Annotated in this window: 18 protein-coding genes; 10 read left to right on the top strand and 8 right to left on the bottom strand. The window is 68.1% G+C overall.

Annotated elements, in window-relative coordinates:
• Positions 1-29 precede the first annotated feature (29 nt).
• Positions 30-1094: a pyrimidine utilization protein A gene (gene rutA / locus ACFZCY_RS13825; RefSeq protein WP_391172228.1), complete on the top strand. Its 1065-nt coding sequence runs from the start codon at positions 30-32 to the stop codon at positions 1092-1094.
• Positions 1095-1193: 99 nt separating this feature from the next.
• A complete protein-coding gene (locus ACFZCY_RS13820; protein ID WP_391172226.1) occupies positions 1194-1982 on the top strand; it encodes an IclR family transcriptional regulator C-terminal domain-containing protein in 789 nt (262 codons plus the stop codon).
• A gap of 114 nt (positions 1983-2096) precedes the next feature.
• Here the strand turns inward: ACFZCY_RS13820 and ACFZCY_RS13815 are convergent, their stop codons facing one another.
• Both ACFZCY_RS13815 and ACFZCY_RS13810 read right to left on the bottom strand, forming a co-directional pair.
• Positions 2097-2606 carry a nuclear transport factor 2 family protein gene (locus tag ACFZCY_RS13815; RefSeq protein ID WP_391172224.1) on the bottom strand — a complete coding sequence of 170 codons (510 nt, stop codon included), beginning with the start codon at positions 2604-2606 and terminating at the stop codon, positions 2097-2099.
• Complete coding sequence (locus tag ACFZCY_RS13810) at positions 2603-3196, bottom strand: ribonuclease activity regulator RraA (protein ID WP_391172222.1); 594 nt, start codon at positions 3194-3196, stop codon at positions 2603-2605. The genes ACFZCY_RS13815 and ACFZCY_RS13810 overlap by 4 nt, the downstream gene beginning before the upstream one ends.
• 194 nt (positions 3197-3390) lie before the next feature.
• On the opposite strand from ACFZCY_RS13810, the gene ACFZCY_RS13805 reads away from it, so the two are divergent.
• From ACFZCY_RS13805 to ACFZCY_RS13790, 4 genes are all read left to right on the top strand, one after another.
• Entirely contained in the window at positions 3391-4719 is a 1329-nt protein-coding gene (locus tag ACFZCY_RS13805) for an MFS transporter (protein WP_391172220.1), read from the top strand.
• Between the two features lie 26 nt (positions 4720-4745).
• Positions 4746-5573 (top strand): fumarylacetoacetate hydrolase family protein, encoded by an 828-nt coding sequence (locus ACFZCY_RS13800; protein WP_391172218.1) that lies wholly within the window; start codon positions 4746-4748, stop codon positions 5571-5573.
• 193 nt (positions 5574-5766) lie between these two features.
• Positions 5767-6819, top strand: coding sequence for an enolase C-terminal domain-like protein (locus ACFZCY_RS13795; RefSeq protein ID WP_391172216.1), 1053 nt, complete (start codon positions 5767-5769; stop codon positions 6817-6819).
• A 563-nt stretch (positions 6820-7382) separates the two neighbouring features.
• Complete coding sequence (locus ACFZCY_RS13790) at positions 7383-8180, top strand: BTAD domain-containing putative transcriptional regulator (RefSeq protein WP_391172214.1); 798 nt, start codon at positions 7383-7385, stop codon at positions 8178-8180.
• A gap of 48 nt (positions 8181-8228) precedes the next feature.
• Here the strand turns inward: ACFZCY_RS13790 and ACFZCY_RS13785 are convergent, their stop codons facing one another.
• The 6 genes from ACFZCY_RS13785 to ACFZCY_RS13760 all read right to left on the bottom strand — a co-directional run bounded on the left by ACFZCY_RS13785 (position 8229) and on the right by ACFZCY_RS13760 (position 14297).
• Complete coding sequence (locus ACFZCY_RS13785) at positions 8229-8966, bottom strand: SDR family oxidoreductase (RefSeq protein ID WP_391172211.1); 738 nt, start codon at positions 8964-8966, stop codon at positions 8229-8231.
• A gap of 132 nt (positions 8967-9098) precedes the next feature.
• The gene (locus ACFZCY_RS13780; RefSeq protein ID WP_391172209.1) at positions 9099-10331 is read right to left on the bottom strand and encodes an AMP-binding protein; all 1233 of its coding nucleotides are present in this window, start codon (positions 10329-10331) and stop codon (positions 9099-9101) included.
• Between the two features lie 143 nt (positions 10332-10474).
• The gene (locus tag ACFZCY_RS13775) at positions 10475-11026 is read right to left on the bottom strand and encodes a methylated-DNA--[protein]-cysteine S-methyltransferase (RefSeq protein ID WP_391172207.1); all 552 of its coding nucleotides are present in this window, start codon (positions 11024-11026) and stop codon (positions 10475-10477) included.
• Between the two features lie 30 nt (positions 11027-11056).
• Positions 11057-11872, bottom strand: a complete 816-nt coding sequence (locus tag ACFZCY_RS13770; protein ID WP_391172205.1) for a methylated-DNA--[protein]-cysteine S-methyltransferase — start codon at positions 11870-11872, stop codon at positions 11057-11059.
• Complete coding sequence (locus tag ACFZCY_RS13765) at positions 11869-12456, bottom strand: sigma-70 family RNA polymerase sigma factor (RefSeq protein WP_391172203.1); 588 nt, start codon at positions 12454-12456, stop codon at positions 11869-11871. Before ACFZCY_RS13765 ends, ACFZCY_RS13770 begins: the two co-directional genes overlap by 4 nt.
• Before the next feature lie 143 nt (positions 12457-12599).
• The gene (locus ACFZCY_RS13760; protein ID WP_391172201.1) at positions 12600-14297 is read right to left on the bottom strand and encodes a BBE domain-containing protein; all 1698 of its coding nucleotides are present in this window, start codon (positions 14295-14297) and stop codon (positions 12600-12602) included.
• A gap of 305 nt (positions 14298-14602) precedes the next feature.
• On the opposite strand from ACFZCY_RS13760, the gene ACFZCY_RS13755 reads away from it, so the two are divergent.
• The 4 genes from ACFZCY_RS13755 (at position 14603) to ACFZCY_RS13740 (ending at position 18156) form a co-directional block, all read left to right on the top strand.
• A complete protein-coding gene (locus tag ACFZCY_RS13755; protein ID WP_391172199.1) occupies positions 14603-16066 on the top strand; it encodes an MFS transporter in 1464 nt (487 codons plus the stop codon).
• Between the two features lie 80 nt (positions 16067-16146).
• Positions 16147-16587, top strand: a complete 441-nt coding sequence (locus tag ACFZCY_RS13750; protein ID WP_391172197.1) for a heme-binding protein — start codon at positions 16147-16149, stop codon at positions 16585-16587.
• Between the two features lie 90 nt (positions 16588-16677).
• Positions 16678-17325 carry a cupin domain-containing protein gene (locus ACFZCY_RS13745; RefSeq protein ID WP_391172195.1) on the top strand — a complete coding sequence of 216 codons (648 nt, stop codon included), beginning with the start codon at positions 16678-16680 and terminating at the stop codon, positions 17323-17325.
• A gap of 183 nt (positions 17326-17508) precedes the next feature.
• Positions 17509-18156 carry a class I SAM-dependent methyltransferase gene (locus ACFZCY_RS13740; RefSeq protein ID WP_391172193.1) on the top strand — a complete coding sequence of 216 codons (648 nt, stop codon included), beginning with the start codon at positions 17509-17511 and terminating at the stop codon, positions 18154-18156.
• Positions 18157-18184: the final 28 nt, after the last annotated feature.

Here is an 18184-nt window from a genome sequence, read left to right as displayed (position 1 = left end):
ATCACACCACGGGACCGTTCAGGAGCGGCATGGACATCGGTGTCTTCATCCCCATCGGCAACAACGGCTGGCTCATTTCGAAGAGTTCTCCGCAGTACATGCCGTCCTTCGAGCTGAACAAGGCCATCGTGCGGAAGGCCGAGGAGCACGGCCTCGACTTCGCGCTGTCGATGATCAAGTTCAAGGGGTTCGGCGGCGAGACCGAGTTCTGGGACCACTGCCTGGAGTCGTTCACGCTGATGGCGGGCCTGGCCGCCGTGACGGAGCGGATCAAGCTGTACGCCTCGACCCCGATCCTCGCCCTGCCCCCGGCGATCACCGCGCGCATGGCCACGACGGTCGACTCGATCGCCCCCGGCCGGTTCGGCGTCAACATCGTCACCGGCTGGGCGCCCGGCGAGTACTCCCAGATGGGTCTGTGGCCCGGCGACGAACACTTCGCCAACCGCTACGCGCGTGCCGCGGAGTACGTCACCGTGATGAAGGAGCTGTGGCGCGAGGGCGTCAGCAATTTCAAGGGCGAGTTCTACACCATGGACGACTGCGTGCTGTCGCCGCGCCCGGCGAACGGCCACATCGACATCGTCGCCGCGGGGCAGAGCAGCACCGGCATGAAGTTCTCCGCCGAGCACGCCGAGTACAACTTCATCCTGGGGAGCGGCGTCAACACCCCGCTCGCGCTCACGGACACCACGGCCGCGCTCGCGGACGCGGCGCGTGAGACCGGCCGCGACGTCGGCGCGCTCTCGCTGTTCATGGTCATCGCGGACGAGACCGACGAGGCCGCCCAGGCCAAGTGGAAGGACTACCACGACAACGCCGACCACGCGGCGCTGGCGTACATGGCGGGCGAGACGGCCACGGACAAGACCGCCGACGACTCCTCGACCGCCAGGACGATCTCGCTGCCCGAGGGTGCCGTGAACTTCAACATGGGCACGCTCGTCGGCTCCTACGAAACCGTCGCGGCGATGCTGGACGAGGTCGCCGGGGTCCCCGGCACCAAGGGGATCATGCTGGTGTTCGACGACTTCGTCGAAGGCATCGAGAACTTCGGTACGCGCATCCAGCCACTGATGAAGTCCCGGCCGTGACCTGCTGACGGCCCCGGGCGGCGTGCCGCCCGGGGCCCGTACGGGATCTCCGCGGGGTAGTCTCAATGATTGATAATAAGTTTCACTCGTGGAGGCTGTATGACCTCGCCCGCCACCGCCACATCCTCGCTCGGACCGGGCTCGGGGGCTCTGGACCGCGGTCTGGCCATGCTCGCTCACCTGGCTGTGGTCCGTACCTGTTCCACGCAGGACCTTGCCGCGGCGCTGGGGCTGAGCCGCAGTACCGCTTACCGGCTGGTCGACCGGCTCGTCGAGGGCGGCTGGCTCGCTGTGGAGCAGGGGAGCGGGCTGTTGCGGCTCGGTCCTTCGGCCACGCGGCTCGCCTCCGCGGCGGTGTCCTCGACGGATCTGACCGCCACGGCGATGCCCATCGTCTCCCGGCTGATGCGGGAGACCCGGGAGACGGCCGGCCTCGCGGTCCCCAACGGCGTGCACATGGTGTTCGTGCACCGCGAGCGCGGTCCGCGTCCGGTGGCGGTGACGAGCGAGCTGGGCGCGGGGCGGCCGCTGCACTGCACATCGCTGGGGCGGGCCTATCTGGCGGCTCTCCCGCAGGAGGCGCTGGAGGAGAAGCTGGCGGAGCTGGTGGCCTCGGTCGACTCCCCGGTGGACGAGGGTTCGGTCGGTACGCTGCGGAAGGTCCTCCAGGAGACGCGGGAGCGCGGCTGGTCGGAGGACCGGCGTGAGTTCGACGAGTCCAGTTGCTGCTGTGGGGCCGCGGTCTACGACCACACCGGCCTGCCCGTCGCGGCGATCAGCGTCGCGGGGGTGGCGGAGCGGATGGAGCGGGTCCTGCCCGAGGTCGGTCCGCTGGTGGCCGAGGCGGCCGCTGAGATCTCGGCGGGCCTCGGCCACGTGCGGCGCTGAGCGCCGGGGAGCCGGCGCGCTCGTTCCGCAGGCTTCCCGGGAACGCCACCTGGGGAGCGTTCTGCCGGGTGACAGGGGGCCGGAAGCGCCGTACCGCGGACGGGCCCCGTGCTGTCAGTGTTCGGTGTCGGCATACGCGGCGTCGGGATGGGGCCGCGCGACGGGCGGCTTCAGGTGGTAGCCGTTGCCGGAGTAGTCGTAGCCGTCCAGGGTCACCTCGGATCGCCCGTCGGACGCCGAGGCGTAGAAGGCGCGGATCTCGGTGATCAAGCCGGTTTCGGCGTCGAAGCGGTACCACTCGTCACCCCGGAGGTAACCGCCGGAACGGGTCTTCCAATGTGTCCACTCGATGACGGCCTGGAGTGTCTCGGGCTCGGCGATGAGGCGTGCGATGGACCAGGCGGAGCCGATGGTGAGGGTGAGCCGGCGCCAGTTCTCGCCGATCGTGGTGTTGCCGACCCACGGTCCTGCCAGGCCGGGCGGGAAGTAGTGGACCGCGTCGGGGGTGAACTGGGCGGCCATCTTGGCCACGTCGGCCTCGTTGCAGCCGTCGAAGTACGTGCGGATCGTGGCCTCCATCCGGGCGCGCCGCGTGGCCGGGGGGAGATCGGCGAAGGAGCTCATATACGGGCCTCCTGGTTCTGGTGCGCTTGGTGCTCCTGGTGGGCGGCCTTCCACGCCTCGTATTCCTTCAGCGTCTCGGCGCTGGGCGGGTAGGTGCCCCACAGCGGTTCCCCGTCCCGCACCCGCTGGTGCAGCCATGCCTCCAACCGCTCCTGCTCGACGGAGGGTTCGGCGATCTCCGCGGCGAGGGACCGGGGCACGACGATGACCCCGTCGCGGTCGCCCACCAGGATGTCCCCGGGGTAGACCGCGACATCCGCGCAGGCGATGGGCACGTTGAGGTCGGCCACGTGGAACGCCGCGGGCCGGGTGGTGGCGGTGGTGGCACGGGCATAGGCGGGGAAGCCCAGTGCGGCGATCGCGGCGCCGTCCCGGAAGGCGCCGTCGGTGACGAAGCCGACCGCGCCGCGCTTCATGGCCCCTGTCACGAGCATGTCGCCGGCCGACGCCGCCGAGGTGTCGTTCCGGCTGTCGACGACGAGCACCTGGCGGGGGCCGACGCTCTCCACCGCCTCCCACTGAAGGACGTTTCCCGTCCGGTAGGGGTCGCCCACCGGGTCGACATCCTCGCGGGAGGGGATGAAGCGCATGGTGAACGCCTCTCCCACAAAGCCGTCGAACCCGCCACCGACGGGGGGAGAGCCCCACGAGGAACGGCTGCCGGATGCCGCGCTTGTACGGAAACGGCCGCACCATGACACCCCAAACCGGAGGCGTCGGTTCCGGCAGTGCCGCGTCACCAGCCCCGAAAGCGACACCGCTCCAGGGCGCCGTTGCCAAGGTCATGCGCAGAGTCACCCCGCTGTTCGCCATCATGATGATGTGCAATCAGCTCAACCGCTCCAATATCGGTTACGCCGAATCACATCTCGAAGCCGATCTCGGAATAGGCGCCGCGGCCTATGGGCTCGGCGCGGGGATCTTCTTCATCGCCTATTTCCTCTTCGAGGTGCCGAGCAATCTGCTGATGAAGCGGTTCGGCCCCAAGATATGGCTGTCCAGGATTTGTGTGAGCTGGGGCGTCGTCTCGGCCTGCATGCTGTTCGCCCAAGGCCCCATCAGCTTCTACGTATTGCGGTTCCTGCTCGGCATGGCCGAAGCCGGTTTCGTACCCGCCGTCCTGTACTACCTGGCGAGGTGGCTGCCCAATGCCCACCGGGGCAGGGCCAACGCGCGGTACGCCGTCGGCGCGCTCGTCGCGTTCTCCATCTCGGGCCCCCTGTCGGGGCCGCTGCTGCGGATGGACGGCACGCTCGGACTGCGCGGCTGGCAGTGGATGTTCCTGGTCGAGGGCACCATGTCGGTCGCCATCGGCCTCTTCGCCTTCTTCCGCCTCGACTCCCGGATCGAAGACGCCCGCTGGCTCACCGCCGATGAGAAGCGTGAGCTCACTGCCGCCATCGACGCGGAGGACGCGGAGCACGGAAACCGGCGCGACGACGAGCGTCGGCCCCTGTGGTCCGTGCTGAGCGACGCGAAGATCCTTCTGTTCGTCTTCGTCTACTTCTCCGTCCAGATGTCGATCTACGCGAACACCTTCCGGCTGCCGTCGATCGTCCGGAACATCAAGGGCACCAGCGACCTCACGGTGGGGTTGCTCTCCTCCGTGCCATGGGTCTTCGCCATGGTCCCGATGTTCCTCCTCGCCCGGGTCGGAGACCGTACCGGCCGGCGCAAGCCGCTGCTCATCGGGGCCCTCGTCGCCGCGGCCGTCGGATCGTACCTCGCCGCTGTGACCTCCCCCTGGCTCGCCCTGGCGATGCTCACCATCGCCGCCATGGGTTTCAAGAGCATCAGCCCGGTCTTCTGGCCCATCGTCCAGCGCACCGTCCACCCCATGGTGATCGGCGTCGCCATCGCCGTCATCAACTCCATAGCGAACCTGGGCGGTTTCGTCGCTCCCTATGGATTCGGAATCGTCAAGGAGCAGACGGGCAGCACGCAATGGGGACTCATCGGGCTGGCCGTCTTCTCGCTCATCGCCGCGCTCGCCTCCTGCCTCATCCGGGAGAACGACGACCGCGACTCGGCGCGGCCCCGCGGCGAAGAATCCGGAAAGGTCGCGCCCGGCCCGCCGGTGACGGCCGTCGACATATCGAGCAACGGCTCCTGAAACGCGGATCCGGGAGGGTCCCCTCCATGCGACTGAGCACCATCGTCCATGACGGCCGCCGCGCACTGGCCACGGCCGAGGGGCCCGGCGCCCACTGGCGCCTCGCCCCCGGCGACCTCCGTCTGGAGGGCGCCGTAGCCGGGGCACCCGTCCCCGGAGGCGGCGAACCGCTCTCCGGCGACGAGGTCGCGCCCGTTCTGCCCTACCGGCCCGGCACGATCTTCGGCATCGGTCTCAACTACCGCGACACGATCGCCGAGATGGGCCGGCCGCGGCCCAAGGCCCCGTACCTCTTCACCAAGCTCTCCTCCAGCGTCATCGGCACCGGCGAGTCCATCACCTTCGACCCCGCGATCACCCAGCGCGTCGACTGGGAAACGGAGCTCGCGGTCGTCATCGGCTCCGAGGCCAGCGACATCCCCGAGGAGAGGGCGCTCGACGTCGTCTTCGGCTACACCGTCGCCAACGATGTGTCGGCCCGCGACCTCCAGTCCGACGACGGGCAGTGGGTGCGCGGCAAGGGACTCGACACGTTCTGCCCGCTCGGGCCCGTGGTCGTCAGGGCGGACGAGATCGAGGACCCGCAGCGGCTCGCGGTGCGGACGTGGGTCAACGGAGAGCAGGTGCAGGACGGCACCACCGCCGACATGCTCTACGGCGTCCGCACGCTCATCGCCTACCTCAGCCGATTCTTCACGCTCCGCCCCGGAGACGTGATCCTCACCGGAACGCCCTCGGGGTGCGGTGACTTCATGGATCCCCCGCGCGCTCTGCGGCCCGGGGACGTAGTGGAGTCGGAGGTCGAGGGCATCGGCCGCCTCGTCAACCCGGTACGCGCGCAACATCGTCCGTAACCGTCACCCCTCACCCGCTCGCGTTTCGAGTACCGAGTATCGAAGGAGCACGCCATGAGCACTGCCCCCAGCGAATCGGTCGCCTTCAAGCCCTGGGCCTCCGCGCCGGGCTGAGGCGACCACCGACCGCATCGAGTCGGTCCGCCTTTCCCTCGTCCACCTGCCGCTGTACGCGCCCATCAGCGACGCCAAAGTGCTGACCGGCCGCCAGAAGCCGCTCACCGAGATCGCCTTTCTCTTCGCCGAGATCAGGACCGAGGGCGGGCATGAGGGCCTGGGCTTCAGCTACTCCAAACGGGCCGGAGGCCCCGCCATCTATGCCCACGCCAAGGAGATAGCCCCCGAGCTGATCGGCGAGGACCCCAACGACATCGGCAGGCTGTGGAGCAAGCTGATGTGGGCCGGGGCCTCCATGGGCCGCAGCGGCGTGGCCGTTCAGAGCATCGGCGCCCTCGATATCGCCCTGTGGGACCTGAAGGCGCGGAGGGCGGATCTGCCGCTGGCCAAGCTGCTGGACGCACACCGCGACGCGGTGGACGTCTACAACACGAGTGGCGGCTATCTGTCGATGCCGATCGAGCAGGTACTGGAGAACATCGACCTCGCCCGCGCCCGGGGAGTCGGCGGCATCAAGCTCAAGGTCGGCTCACCGGTCCCGTCGGTCGACCTCAAGCGGGTCGAGGCGGTCCGCGAACACCTCGGCGACGGTGTTCCCCTGATGGCCGACGCCAACCAGCAGTGGGACCGGATCACGGCGATCCGGGTCGGCCGGGTGCTGGAGAAGTTCCATCTCACATGGATCGAGGAACCGCTCGACGCGTACGACGCCGAAGGCCACGCCGCACTCGCGGCCGCGCTCGACACCCCGGTGGCCACCGGCGAGATGCTGACCAGCGTCGGGGAACACGCGGCGCTCATCGAGGCCGGTTCCTCCGACTTCGTGCAGCCCGACGCGCCACGGGTGGGCGGTATCACTCCGTTCCTGCAGATCGCCGCCCTCGCCGACCACAAGGGCCGGGCGCTGGCCCCGCACTTCGTCATGGAGATCCACGGCCACCTGTCCGCCGCCTATCCGCGCACGGCCTGGGTGGAGCACTTCGAGTGGCTGGAGCCGATGTTCAACGAACGCCTCGAGCTGAAGGACGGCCGTATGGTCATCCCCAACCGTGGCGGACTCGGACTCTCCCTCAGCGCGCAAGCCGCCGCATGGACCAAGGAGTCGGCGGTGTTCGGCAGCGGCGCCTGATCCTCGCGTTCTCACACAGCGCCGCCACCGTCGCCTCGACGGGGGCGGCGCTGTTCGGTGCGGTGACCTTGGCCGTGTTCGCGAGGGCCCCGCGCGGAAATCGATCTTCCTCGTCGATTGGCTGGATTCATTGCTTGCCTTGGCGGTCCTGGGGACCGGCATGAGGGCCGGACCCCTTGATCGGCGTAGTATTCCGCCCTGTGTTACATGGGTAGTAAAAGATCATGTAGTAGGGATTCCTAGGTATTCCCCTACTTCAAGGAGGGTAGGGTGCGTCTTTTTCCTTGCCGACCCTTCTCGGCGTCCGCGAGTTCATGCTGTGGATTCCGTCACTCACTGTCGGCTCGTCAGGTAATTGACCTGGTGGAGGCCGTCGCGCGCCCGGAAACCGATTCAGGTGCTTTTATTCCCAAAATGCGCGCCGACGTTCATGGTCTGTCACGTTAGTTGACACATGAATCATGCAGTCGTACCGTCCCTTGCCGAGGGGGGTAAGGTGAATGTCTGTCCATGCAGGCCTCTGAAAAGCATTGCACTGTATGCAACGGCAGGGGGGAGCTCGGATGGGGAATTCAGGCGAAATGGTTGTGAAGGTTCTCGGCGCGATGCGTATCGCTCAGGACGGTGAGGACAAGAGCCTGGCGTTGGCCCACAAGCCTCGTACCGTGCTGGCGATGTTGGTGACTCACCCCGATCAGGTGGTCTCACTGCCTTCGCTCGTTCGTGAGTTATGGGGTGACAGGCCTCCGGCCAGCGCCCTGAGAGTCGTGCAGAACTACATACTCCAGGCGAGGAAGGCTCTTGGTCAGGCCACCGGGCTCCCTATCAAGGTCATCATTGAAGGCGCCCTCTCCACTCATGCGGGCGGCTACATGTTCAGCGAGTCGTTCGCACGACTCGACTACCACGTCTATCAAGGGCTCGTCGACTCGGGGCGCAGGGCGCTGGTGAACGGAGATCTCGCCGCTGGGGTCAGCTACCTGAGTGAGGCCCTGGCGATCTGGCAAGGGTCGGCGTTCGCCGATGTGGTCGTCGGAAGGATGCTGGAATCCCGTCGGCTGCAGTATGAGGAGTCCCGGCTGGGAGCCTTGGAAACGCTCGCCGAAGCGAAGATCGGGAGCGGTCGCCACTTGGAGGTCACCGCCGACCTCGCGGCCCTTACCGCCGAGTACCCCTATCATGAGGGGCTGCACTCCCAATATATGCGTGCCTTGGAGAAGGCCGGGCGCCGGGCACAGGCACTCGAAGTGTTCCACCGACTGCGTGTCGGTCTCGTATCCGAACTGGGTATCGAGCCCGGCTACACGATAAGCCGTCTGCAATACAGCATACTCAACTCCTCCCCGGTCAATGGCGTCTGATGTGCCCGGACGCGCCCGGTCCTCGTCCCGCTCCAATATCGGGCCCTTTTATGCGACGGTGTATCCGCCGTCCACGGCGAGGATGGCGCCCGTCGTATAACCGGCCAATGGGTCCGTGAAGTTCACGATCCACCATGCGATCTCCTCCGGTGTGCCCAACCGGCCCAGCGGTATCTCCTCCTGGGTCTGGTGGATGGTCATCACCGCCTGATCATCAAGCCCGTTGTTCTCCAGAATCGGCGTCTCGATCGGCCCCGGTGCCACGGAAACCACGCGGATGCAGCGCCCGGCCAATTCGCTGGCCCAGGAGCGGGTGAAGAAGTCGAGCGCCGCCTTGGTGGCGCCGTATACGGACAAGCCCGGACAACCGTGCTGGCCGATGGCCGCGCTGATGTTCACCACGGTTCCTTCCGCGTGCTCCAGAAAGGGCAGCGCGGCCTGAGTGCACAGCAGGGGAGCCCGGAGATTCACGGCGACGAATTGATCGAACTCCGACGGAGTGATCATGCCGAGGTGTGTCGGCCGGAAGACGCTGGCGCTGTTGACCAGGATGTCGACGCCGCCGAAGGCCGCCACTGCCTGCTCGATGATCGCCTGAGGGGCACCCGGTTCGCTGATGTCCGCCCTCGCCGGTGTGATCGACGGCCGCCCCTGCGCGGTCGCCTGGAGCTTCTCGAGCGTCCTTCCCACGGCCAGCACATTCGCCCCGTGATCAGCGAAAGCATGCGCTGTGGCGCGACCGATCCCGCTGCCGGCACCCGTGATGACAACGGTCTTGCCGGTCAAGGTGGACTCCATCGACAAGCTCTCCCTGGCTGTATCGGCAATGTGTTCTACACTCTGAACACCGTATGCTCCCAGGAAGTTGCATACCGTTAAGCGTAGCTTTGAGGGAAAGTAACCAAGGAGTACGCCCCGTCAGCCCACCGGGTGGCCATTGCGCTCGAAGTGCCGGACCAGGGTGCGGTCGGCGAGCAAGATCTGATCGAGACCGCGAGTGAGCGCACGCCGGTCGGCCAGCGGGTCGAAACGGCCGAGGACGCGCAGTGCCCCGCTCGCCGGATCCTGCTCCACCAGGTCACGGGTCCGCAGCCAGCCGGCCCGGGTGTGCTCACCGTCGGGAAGGAAGCGGCCGGGAGGCCCCGCCTGCGGCAGATACGGCGAGCGGTCGAGGCGCACCTGCAACTCCCCGTCCACCAGTCGCAGCTCCAGGCCGGGCACCGGCATCCCGACGGTGTCGGGCCCGTACCAGCTGGTGGGGTCCAGGGCGATGATCCCGGTTTCCGTGGTGCCGTACGCCTGCCCGATCCGCACCCGATGACGCTCGGCGAAGCGGGTGTACACCCGGTGGGCCATCTGCTCGCCGCCGGAGATCGCCAGCCGTAGCCGGGGTATCCGCAAGGGGCGGTCGATCTGTGTCAGAGCGGCGAAGTGCTGGGGAGACCCGAGGATGGTGTCGGCCCCCGACCGGATGGCCGTACGGAGCACGGCGCGGCGGCCCGAGTTGGGAGCCAGCAGGACCGTGCTCCCGGTACTCGTCGCGTACAGCACGCCGCCGACGAGGCTGAAGGAGTGCGCGAGCGGGCCGAGGACCAGAACCCGGGACCCCGGCTCGGGCATACCGCCGACGGCCTTGAACCGGTCCACTTCGGTCAGCAGCGACTCGGGTGTGCGGCCGATGGCCTTGGCGAACCCGGTGCTCCCGGAGGTGAACTGGATCAAGCAGTGATCGGTGCTGGCGGGGCGGCCTTTGAGGAGGCGGCGGACGAAGACCTCGCACTCGTCGTGGAAGGTCTCCATGCCATGGCCCGGCGCGTCGAAGGAGACGTGGAACTGGGGCCGGCACCAGTCCAGCTGGCGGCCGAGCTCCTTGCCGCGCACATGTGGCCCCATGAGCATGACCTGAGCGCCGCAGGACCATAGGGCGAACAGGGCCCATAGCTGGCTGAAGCTGTGGGCACCCTGCAGGGCGACGGTGTGTCCGGAACGGATCCCGTAGGCCTCGAAGAGCCGGCGCATGGAGGCCACTTGGGTCCGCAGTGCCGAGAAGGTGACGCCGTGCCGGGCTTGGGCCCAGAGGGCACTGCCCGGTGGTGCGCCCAGCAGATCGGCACCCCACCAGTCGGGTTCCGGGTCCACATATGCAGCCATGACGGGTTCCCCTTCCCGCTTCACCGCTCGGCGCCGGAGAGGACCTCATGCGCCGTCCCTCGGGAAACACCGGACAGCCGCGGAAGGTTGCGTCCGAGGTTGAAAAGGGCGCGGGGGAAGGAACCGGCGGCGTGAGACTCCGATCAGGCGGCCCCTTCCCTCGCCAGCAGGAAGCGCTTGGCGTCGACACCACCGGCGTATCCGGTCAGGGAACCCTTCGCTCCGACGATGCGGTGGCACGGCAGCACCACGCACAGTGGATTCGAGCCGAGCGCCATCCCCACCGCCCGCGCGGCGCGCGGGCGGCCCAGCACGGCGGCCAGCTCACCGTAGGTGGCGGTGTGGCCATAGGGCACGAACGACTCCAACGCGAGCACGGTCCGCGCGGTGAACGCGGAGGCGAGGGAGAGATCCAGGGGAACGGAGAACGACCGGAGATTCCCGGCCAGATACGCGGCGAGCTGAGCGCGCGCCTCGGTCAGCACGGCCAGCTGCCCGGGTGTGGCATCTGCGTCCGTACGGAACTCCACCCCGCTCCCACCCGCACGGGCGGCGCGCCGGCGCACGGCCTCCGCGGTGTCGTACACGCAGGCGAGCAAAGCCTCGTCCGTGGCCGCGAGGACGAGCCGGCCGCACGGGCTCGGCTCCTCGGCGAGTGCCACGGAGGTCACCGGGGCACGGACTTCGGACTGCATGGATCTTCCTCCTTCTCCGGGCCGGACGGCTCAGGCCGTAGCGGGACGACAGCTCTTGCAGGCGCGGTAGCCCGCCTGCCGGGCATCACCTGCGGTACGGAACGGCACCTGGTGCGGCCGGGTGATGCGGCGGGCGTGCGCACACGTCGGATGGCAGTAGATCCGCGTGGTGTCGCTGCCGAGGAAGACGGCCCCGCGCTGGGTCAGCTCCTTCAGCCGGTGCATGTCGATGCCCTCCGCGCTCCGCAGGGCATCCCCGACGCGCTCCGCATAGGCGGCGTCGCACGGCGCGCCGCTCTCATAGGTGACGCGGTGGCACGGGATCAGAAGCGGCACCGGATTCTTGGCCAGGGCCTCGGTGATCGGCCTGGTGGCGGAGGGCAGCGACGCCTCTCGCGCGAGCCAGGTGATCGGCCGCAGCTGCCCGGAGGGGATGGACCGGACCGCGTGGAGCACGGCGCGCTCCAGGTCGGTGAGGCCTCCCAGATCGATCGGCAGCCGCTTCGCCCGGCCCGTGCGCAGGGCGGGGCGGAGCCCCGGGAAGGGCGCTGAGGCGCGGATGGCCGTCCGGCCGGTGCGGGCGTGATGCAGCCGCTCGAACTCCTCCGAGCCGGTCACCATCGTGTCGATGGCCGAGCCGGTCACCGCGTCCGGGCTGTAGGCCACGTAGACCCCGCCCGCCGCGCTGTCAAGATGGCTGTAGGTGTCATAGCGCTCTCGCGGAATTCCTACGCGCTGCAGTACCCTCAGGGCGAAGTCCGCCGGGGCGGGGGCCGCGAGATCGGCCAAGGCGTGCTCCAACTGTCCCTCCGCGGACCGCTCTTCCTCATCATTCCGGTAGTTCATCTCGTCACCTCCCCCAACACCGACGCCTCGGGTGTCAAAATCTCACGAAGCGTACCGATCCCTCTCGATACTTGTGCCTTGACCGTGCCCACAGGGCACCCCTGGGCCTCCGCCATATCGCTGTAACTCATCCCGATGACATGGCGCATCACCACCGCGACGCGATGCTTCTCGGGCAGCTCGGTGAGTGCCTTGACCAAAATCGTACGGTCGGCGGATGTCGCCGCCCGCTCCTCCGGGCCCGGACTCTCGTCCGGCCAGCTGTCGCAGGCGTCCTCCGCACGGGTGGCCGACACCGGGTGACGGACGCTGGTACGCACATGATTGCGCCAGACGTTCGCCGCGATCGTCATCAGCCAGGCGCGCGGTTTCAGCCTGCGCCGACGCTCCGGGGAGTAGGTCTGCAGCGCCGAATAGGCGCGTAAGAAGGTGTCCTGGCCCAGGTCGTCCGCCTCGGCGGCCGATCCTGAGACCCGGAACAGAAAGGCACGCACCGCCGAGGCGTGGACCCTGACCAGCTCCGTGAAGCCGTCATCCAGGTCCGACGCCAGGCGCTCGGTCAGCTGCTCCGCCATATCGTCCATCAGCTACAGAAACACCAGGACTTCCGCAATGGTTGCACAGCGCCCGTCGGGGTGCCCTGGAGCCGAGCCGGACCGGCATGACACAGCACCGCACCGGCCGCCGGATCGGCAGCCGGTGCGGTGCCCGCGCGAGGGCGTACGGATCAGTCGGGCAGCTGCACCGACTGGCTGTGCCGGAAGACGTTCCGCGGGTCGTACTTCTTCTTGACCGCCTGCAGCCGCGGGTAGTTCCCCTTGTAGTAGAGGTCGTGCCACGGAACCTTCGATGTGTTGTACTTCGGGTCGCCGAGGTCGATGTCCGGGTAGTTGACGTAAGCGCCGTCGGTGATGTCGTTCGGCACCGGCACGCCGCCGGTCCCGGCGTAGACCTCCTGGTAGCAGTCCCGTATCCAGGCCAGGGACTTGGCCTCGTCGGCCGCCTCCGTCCAGTACAGCATCCACGACATCTTGAACGCCGAGCTGCGGTGCGAAGAGGCCGTCGCGTTCTCGGCGACCGCGTTGACCTGGCCGCCGAACGAGCTCAGCTGTACCGACGCGGTGGGGTTGTCGATGGCGTCGCTGGTCAGATGCTTGTAGAGCGCGTCAAGGTGGGAGTCGGGGAAGTTCGCCCGCATATAGGCGGACTTGAAGTCTCCCTTCAGCGTCGGGTCGTTGAGGGTCAGGGTCGAGGTGCCGAGGTAGCGGGTCGCCTGGAGCCAGGGCATGCGGCGCGGCTTCACGAGCTCGGGCATGGCGGCGAGCTCACCCGTCCTGGTGGTGGCCGCCTCGTGCGCGACGGACACGCCCCTGCCGATGACGGCCACGAAGTCCGCGAGCAGCTGCTCGGCGTTCGGCACCGTGGCGTCCATCTGGGTGATCATCCCGATGGCGCCGTTCGACCGGTGATTCAGCCCCAGATAGCTGCACATCCCGGCATACGGGTCGCCCGGAGCGCTGTGCGCGACATGCCAGGCGCCGTAGTTCTTGACCAGGGTGTCGAAGTCCTTGCGGGAGAGCGAGCTCCACGGCCAGGAAACGGCGTTGATGAGCACCTCGGCCGGAGGGCGGGGGAGCAGGGCGGACGGCTCGGAGCCCTTGGCGTCGGGGCTGCGGAACCAGTAGCGGGTGACGATGCCGAAGTTGCCGCCGCCCCCGCCGGTGTGCGCCCACCACAGGTCGCGGTTGGGGTCCGACTCCTCCCGGGTGGCGACGACCGCCCGGGCGGTGCCCGAAGCGTCCACGACGACCACCTCGACCGCGTACAGATGGTCCACGACAAGGCCCAGCAGGCGGCACAGCATCCCCCAGCCGCCGCCGCTGACGTGGCCGCCCGCGCCGACCTGGTGGCAGATGCCCGCCGGGATGACGACGCCCCAGCGGCGGTAGAGCCCTTCGTAGACGTCGAGCAACTGGCAGCCCGACTCGACCATGAACGCCTTGCGCTCGGCGTCGAAGGTGACCTGGCGCATCTCCGACAGGTCGACCACGACCTTCGCGTCCGGGTGGTAGACGAAGTCCTCGAAGCAGTGCCCGCCGCTGCGCACCGAGAGGCGCTTGCCCTCCTTCACCGCCTGCTGGGTGACCGCCACCACCTGGTCGGTCGTGGTGACCAGATGCACTCTCTCCGGCTTGCCGATGTACCGCTGGTTCCAGCCTCTGACCACATCCGCGTAGTTCCGGTCGGCGGGTGTGATCGCGACGCCGTCCCGCGCCGCCGCGGCACGCGTCGTGGCGGCCGCCGCGTCCTGGCGCGTGGCTGCCGCCGCGGTGCCGGCCGTGCCGCCGAGCAGCATTCCCCCACCAACGGAGGCGCCCCCGTAAAGGAAACGTCGCCGTTCCATCCCGCCTCTGCTGTCTGTCATCGCATGGCCTCTCTGGCCGCCGTCGAGGAGGCTGTGAGCCGGTTCCGGCGCAGCGCGCGGCGGCCGCGGGCGACGCTACTTGCCGCCGAACGGGGCCCTCACCCGGAATATTGCTCCGCAATTCTCCGGCGGAAGCCGTCGGTCACTCGGCTTCCGCGGCGATGCAACCCGCCGGCGCTCGACGGTGTTTCTCCTCCGTCGGTTCGATCACGAGCCGCGCCGTGGGGCCATGACCGGCCCTCGAGACACCAAGCGGCGCGGTGCGAGCCGGCGGACGTGAGAGTCACCAGAGGAGAGGGAAAGCGATGACCGAGCTCGATGCCATCAGTGAGGCGCGGGACAAACCCGCCGAGGAGCGGATGACGCCCCGGCACCGGCTGATTCTGGTTCTCCTGCTCGGTGCCCAGTTCATGCTCGCGGTCGACTTCTCCGTGCTCAACATCGCCGTGCCGACCATCGGGGCCGACCTCGGCTTCGAGCTGAGCACCCTGCAGTGGATCGTCACCGGCTTCATGCTGCCCGCCGCGGGCTTCACGCTGCTGTTCGGCCGCATCGCCGACCTCTTCGGCCGGCGGAATCTCTTCCTGGTGGGCATGGTCATCCTCGGCGCCTCGTCGCTGGTCGGTGGCCTTGCCCAGTCGCCCGGCATGCTCCTGGCCGGCCGCACCGGACAAGGGCTCGCCACGGCCATGGCGACGCCCGCGGCGATGTCGCTGCTCACCACGTCGTTCCCCGAAGGCCCCCTCCGCCAGCGCGCGCTGGGGCTCAACGGCACCCTTCTCACCGGCGGCTTCGCGCTGGGTTCGGTGCTCGGCGGGGTGCTGACGGAGCTGTTGAGCTGGCGCTGGGCGTTCCTCATCAACTTGCCGGTCGTCGTGCTGATCCTGGTGTTCGCCCCGCGCGTCCTGAGCGACAGCAGCGAGCGGACCCGCAGCCGCCTCGACGTTCCGGGCGCGGTCGCGGTCACCGGTGGTCTGGTCAGCCTGGTCTACGGCATCTCCGCGACCGAGCAGGACGGCTGGGGAGACCCCGTCGTCATCGGTTGCCTGATCCTCGCCGCGGTGCTGCTGGTCGCCTTCTGGTTCATCGAGCTGCGCAGCTCCAACCCGCTGGCGCCGGTGAGCGTGCTCAAGCGGCCCACCGTGCGCTGGGGCAACTTCGCCGGGCTCCTCGTCGTCAGCATGCCGAGCGCGGTGGTCTTCCAGATGACGCTCTACCTGCAGGACGTCCTCGACTACAAGCCGCTCGCCGCCGGGCTGGCGTTCGGCGGGTCCAGCATCGCCGCCATCGCGGGCGGGCTCCTCGCCCCCAAGGTGATCGGTGCCATCGGCAGCAAGCGCACCCTCGTCACCGCCCTCACCGTCCAGGGGCTCGGCCTCATGGGGCTGCTCACCGTGGACGAGGGTGACGCCGGGATCTACATCGTCCTCGTCGCCGTCGCGGTCGCCTTCTTCGGCCACGCCATGGGTCTCGTCTCCTACACGGTCATCGCCACCTCCGGCCTGCCGAACGAGGAGCAGGGCCTGGCGACCGGTCTGAGCACGATGAGCCAGCAGATCGCCCTGACGCTCGGCACCCCGGTGCTGGCAGCCGTCGCGGTCTTCGGCGCCGACGCGGCCGAGGGCGCGAAGGCGAGCATCGCCGACACCCTCGACGGCATGCACCTGGCGGTGCTCGTGGGCGCGGTGGCGAGCCTGGCGGTCGCCGGTCTCGTGGCCGCCTTCTTCCGCTCCGGGGCGGCGGCCCGGAGCGAGGAGTCGACTGCCTGAGCCCGGCTCCTCCGCCCGCTCTGTTCTTCCTCCCCTTGTTGTCCACTCCGGCTCCGGCCGGTTCCATGAAAGGCACCACCATGACCTCTGTCGAGCAGCTCGACGCCACCATCGTCGAGACCCGCACGATCACTCTCGCCGGCGCCCAGCAGGGCATCACCGCGGCGCTGCGCAAGGCCGAAGAGCTGGGTGCCCGGGTGGCGGTAGTCGTCCTCGACGTCGGCGGTCACGTTCAGGCCCTGGCGCGCATGGACGGTGCCGTGGCCGTGGCCACCAGCGTCGCGCAGAACAAGGCGAGCACCGCGCTTGTCGTCCGTACACCCACCAATGAATTCGCGGAGGCCATCAAGCAGGACTCGGTCCTGGTGAGCAGCCTGGCCAGCCAGCCCGGCATGGCGCTGTTTTCCGGCGGCCTGCCGCTGGTATCCGAAGGCACCCCGGTCGGCGCCATCGGCGTCAGCGGCGGAATGGGGGACGAGGACCTGATCGTCGCTCGCGCGGGAGCGGCGGCCATCGTCTGACCGACGGGCGGTGGTGAATGCGAGGGCAAGAATGTGAGTGCGTGCCCGGGGCCTTGGCGCGCAGGCTGTAGTCACGTTGCGAGAAGCGTCGTGGACGAAGGAGAGATTCCGGTGAACGTCAGCCCTGGAGAGGTCTACGAGAACCCCCGCTGCGGCGAGCGGATCGTGGTCCGCACGCCGGCCTCGGAAAGCGGGGGCAAGCGCTCGGTGATGGATCTGTATGTCGAACCCGGTGGCTTTGCCGCGGGCGAGCACATTCATCCGATCAGCCATGAGCGCTTCACCCTCGTGCGCGGAAAGCTCGCCGTCATCCAGGGCGGTCGTAAGACGGTGCTCGACAAGGTGGGACAGAGCATACTGATCCAGCCGGGAATCGAGCACCGTTGGTGGAACCCGACGGGTGACAAGACTTACGCGATTTGCGAGGTCATCGGAAACGGGACGCGCTTCGAGCAGATGGTCATGCGTCAGCTTTTTTGCCTGGCGCAGGACGGAAAGACGAACGCCGAGGGAATGCCCAAGCTGCTCCAGCGGGCGGTGACCTCCCTGGAGTTCCAGGACGTGCTGCGGTTCGTCAAGCCGTCCTGGAAGCGGCAGCGCATTCTCTACGAGATCCTCGCACCGGTCGCCCGCCGGCTGGGGTACATGGGATGCAATCCCGAGTACATGAATCGCAAGCCGTCGGAGGTGGCCATCCTGGAGGACCTCCCCGAGGAGGTTCTGGCCTGGCACTACTGACCTGGGATGTCCCGGACTGAATCGGCCGCTCGCAGATCCGGGAAGGGCAGCACGGACCATCATGTGGTCCGTGCTGCCTTTTTGCATGCCATTTTCATGTCGCGGGACAAGCGAAATGCTTAAGTCCACTTTTCTAGACAGTTATGAGACGGCCTCTAGTGCCACTCCTGCAAGACTTCTCGCATGAGACCAACGACGGTATCCGAGCGCTTGTACTCGTACATGGTCGAAAACAGCGTCCCGGTCGATGAGCCGCAGCGGAATCTCATCCGGCGGACCGCCGGGGTCGGTGAGCGGTCGCGGATGCAGATCGGCACTCCGCAGGGTTCGTTCTTCACCTTCCTCACGCAGATCATGGGGGCACGGAAGGCGATCGAGGTGGGGACCTTCACCGGGTACTCCGCCCTGTGCATCGCCAAGGGCCTTCCGGTCGACGGCCACCTCATCACCTGCGATGTGAGCGAGGAATGGACCAGTCTCGGCAGGGAGGCGTGGAAAGAGGCCGGCGTCGACGAGAAAATCGAACTCCGCCTCGGCCCGGCGCTGGAGACGCTGCGTTCCCTGCCGGCCGATCCGGTCGTGGATCTGGCCTTCATCGACGCGGACAAGCAGAGCTACATCGCCTACTACGAGGAATTGGTGCCTCGTATTCGTCCCGGCGGCGTCATCCTCGTCGACAACGTCTTCTGGTTCGGGACCGTCGTCGATGACCGGGACGGAGAGGGCGCCACGATGCACGCGTTCAACGCCCATGTGGCGGCGGACGAGCGGGTCGAGGCCGTCATTCTGTCGATCGGCGACGGATTGACGATGGTCCGCAAAAGGGCGTGACGCCCGCACATCGGCAGCACAAGGGAGT

This window comes from Streptomyces sp. NPDC007983 (assembly GCF_042958345.1).
Lineage (GTDB): Bacteria > Actinomycetota > Actinomycetes > Streptomycetales > Streptomycetaceae > Streptomyces.
Note: the sequence above shows the minus strand (reverse complement) of the source record. Positions and strands in the feature narration are given on the sequence as shown.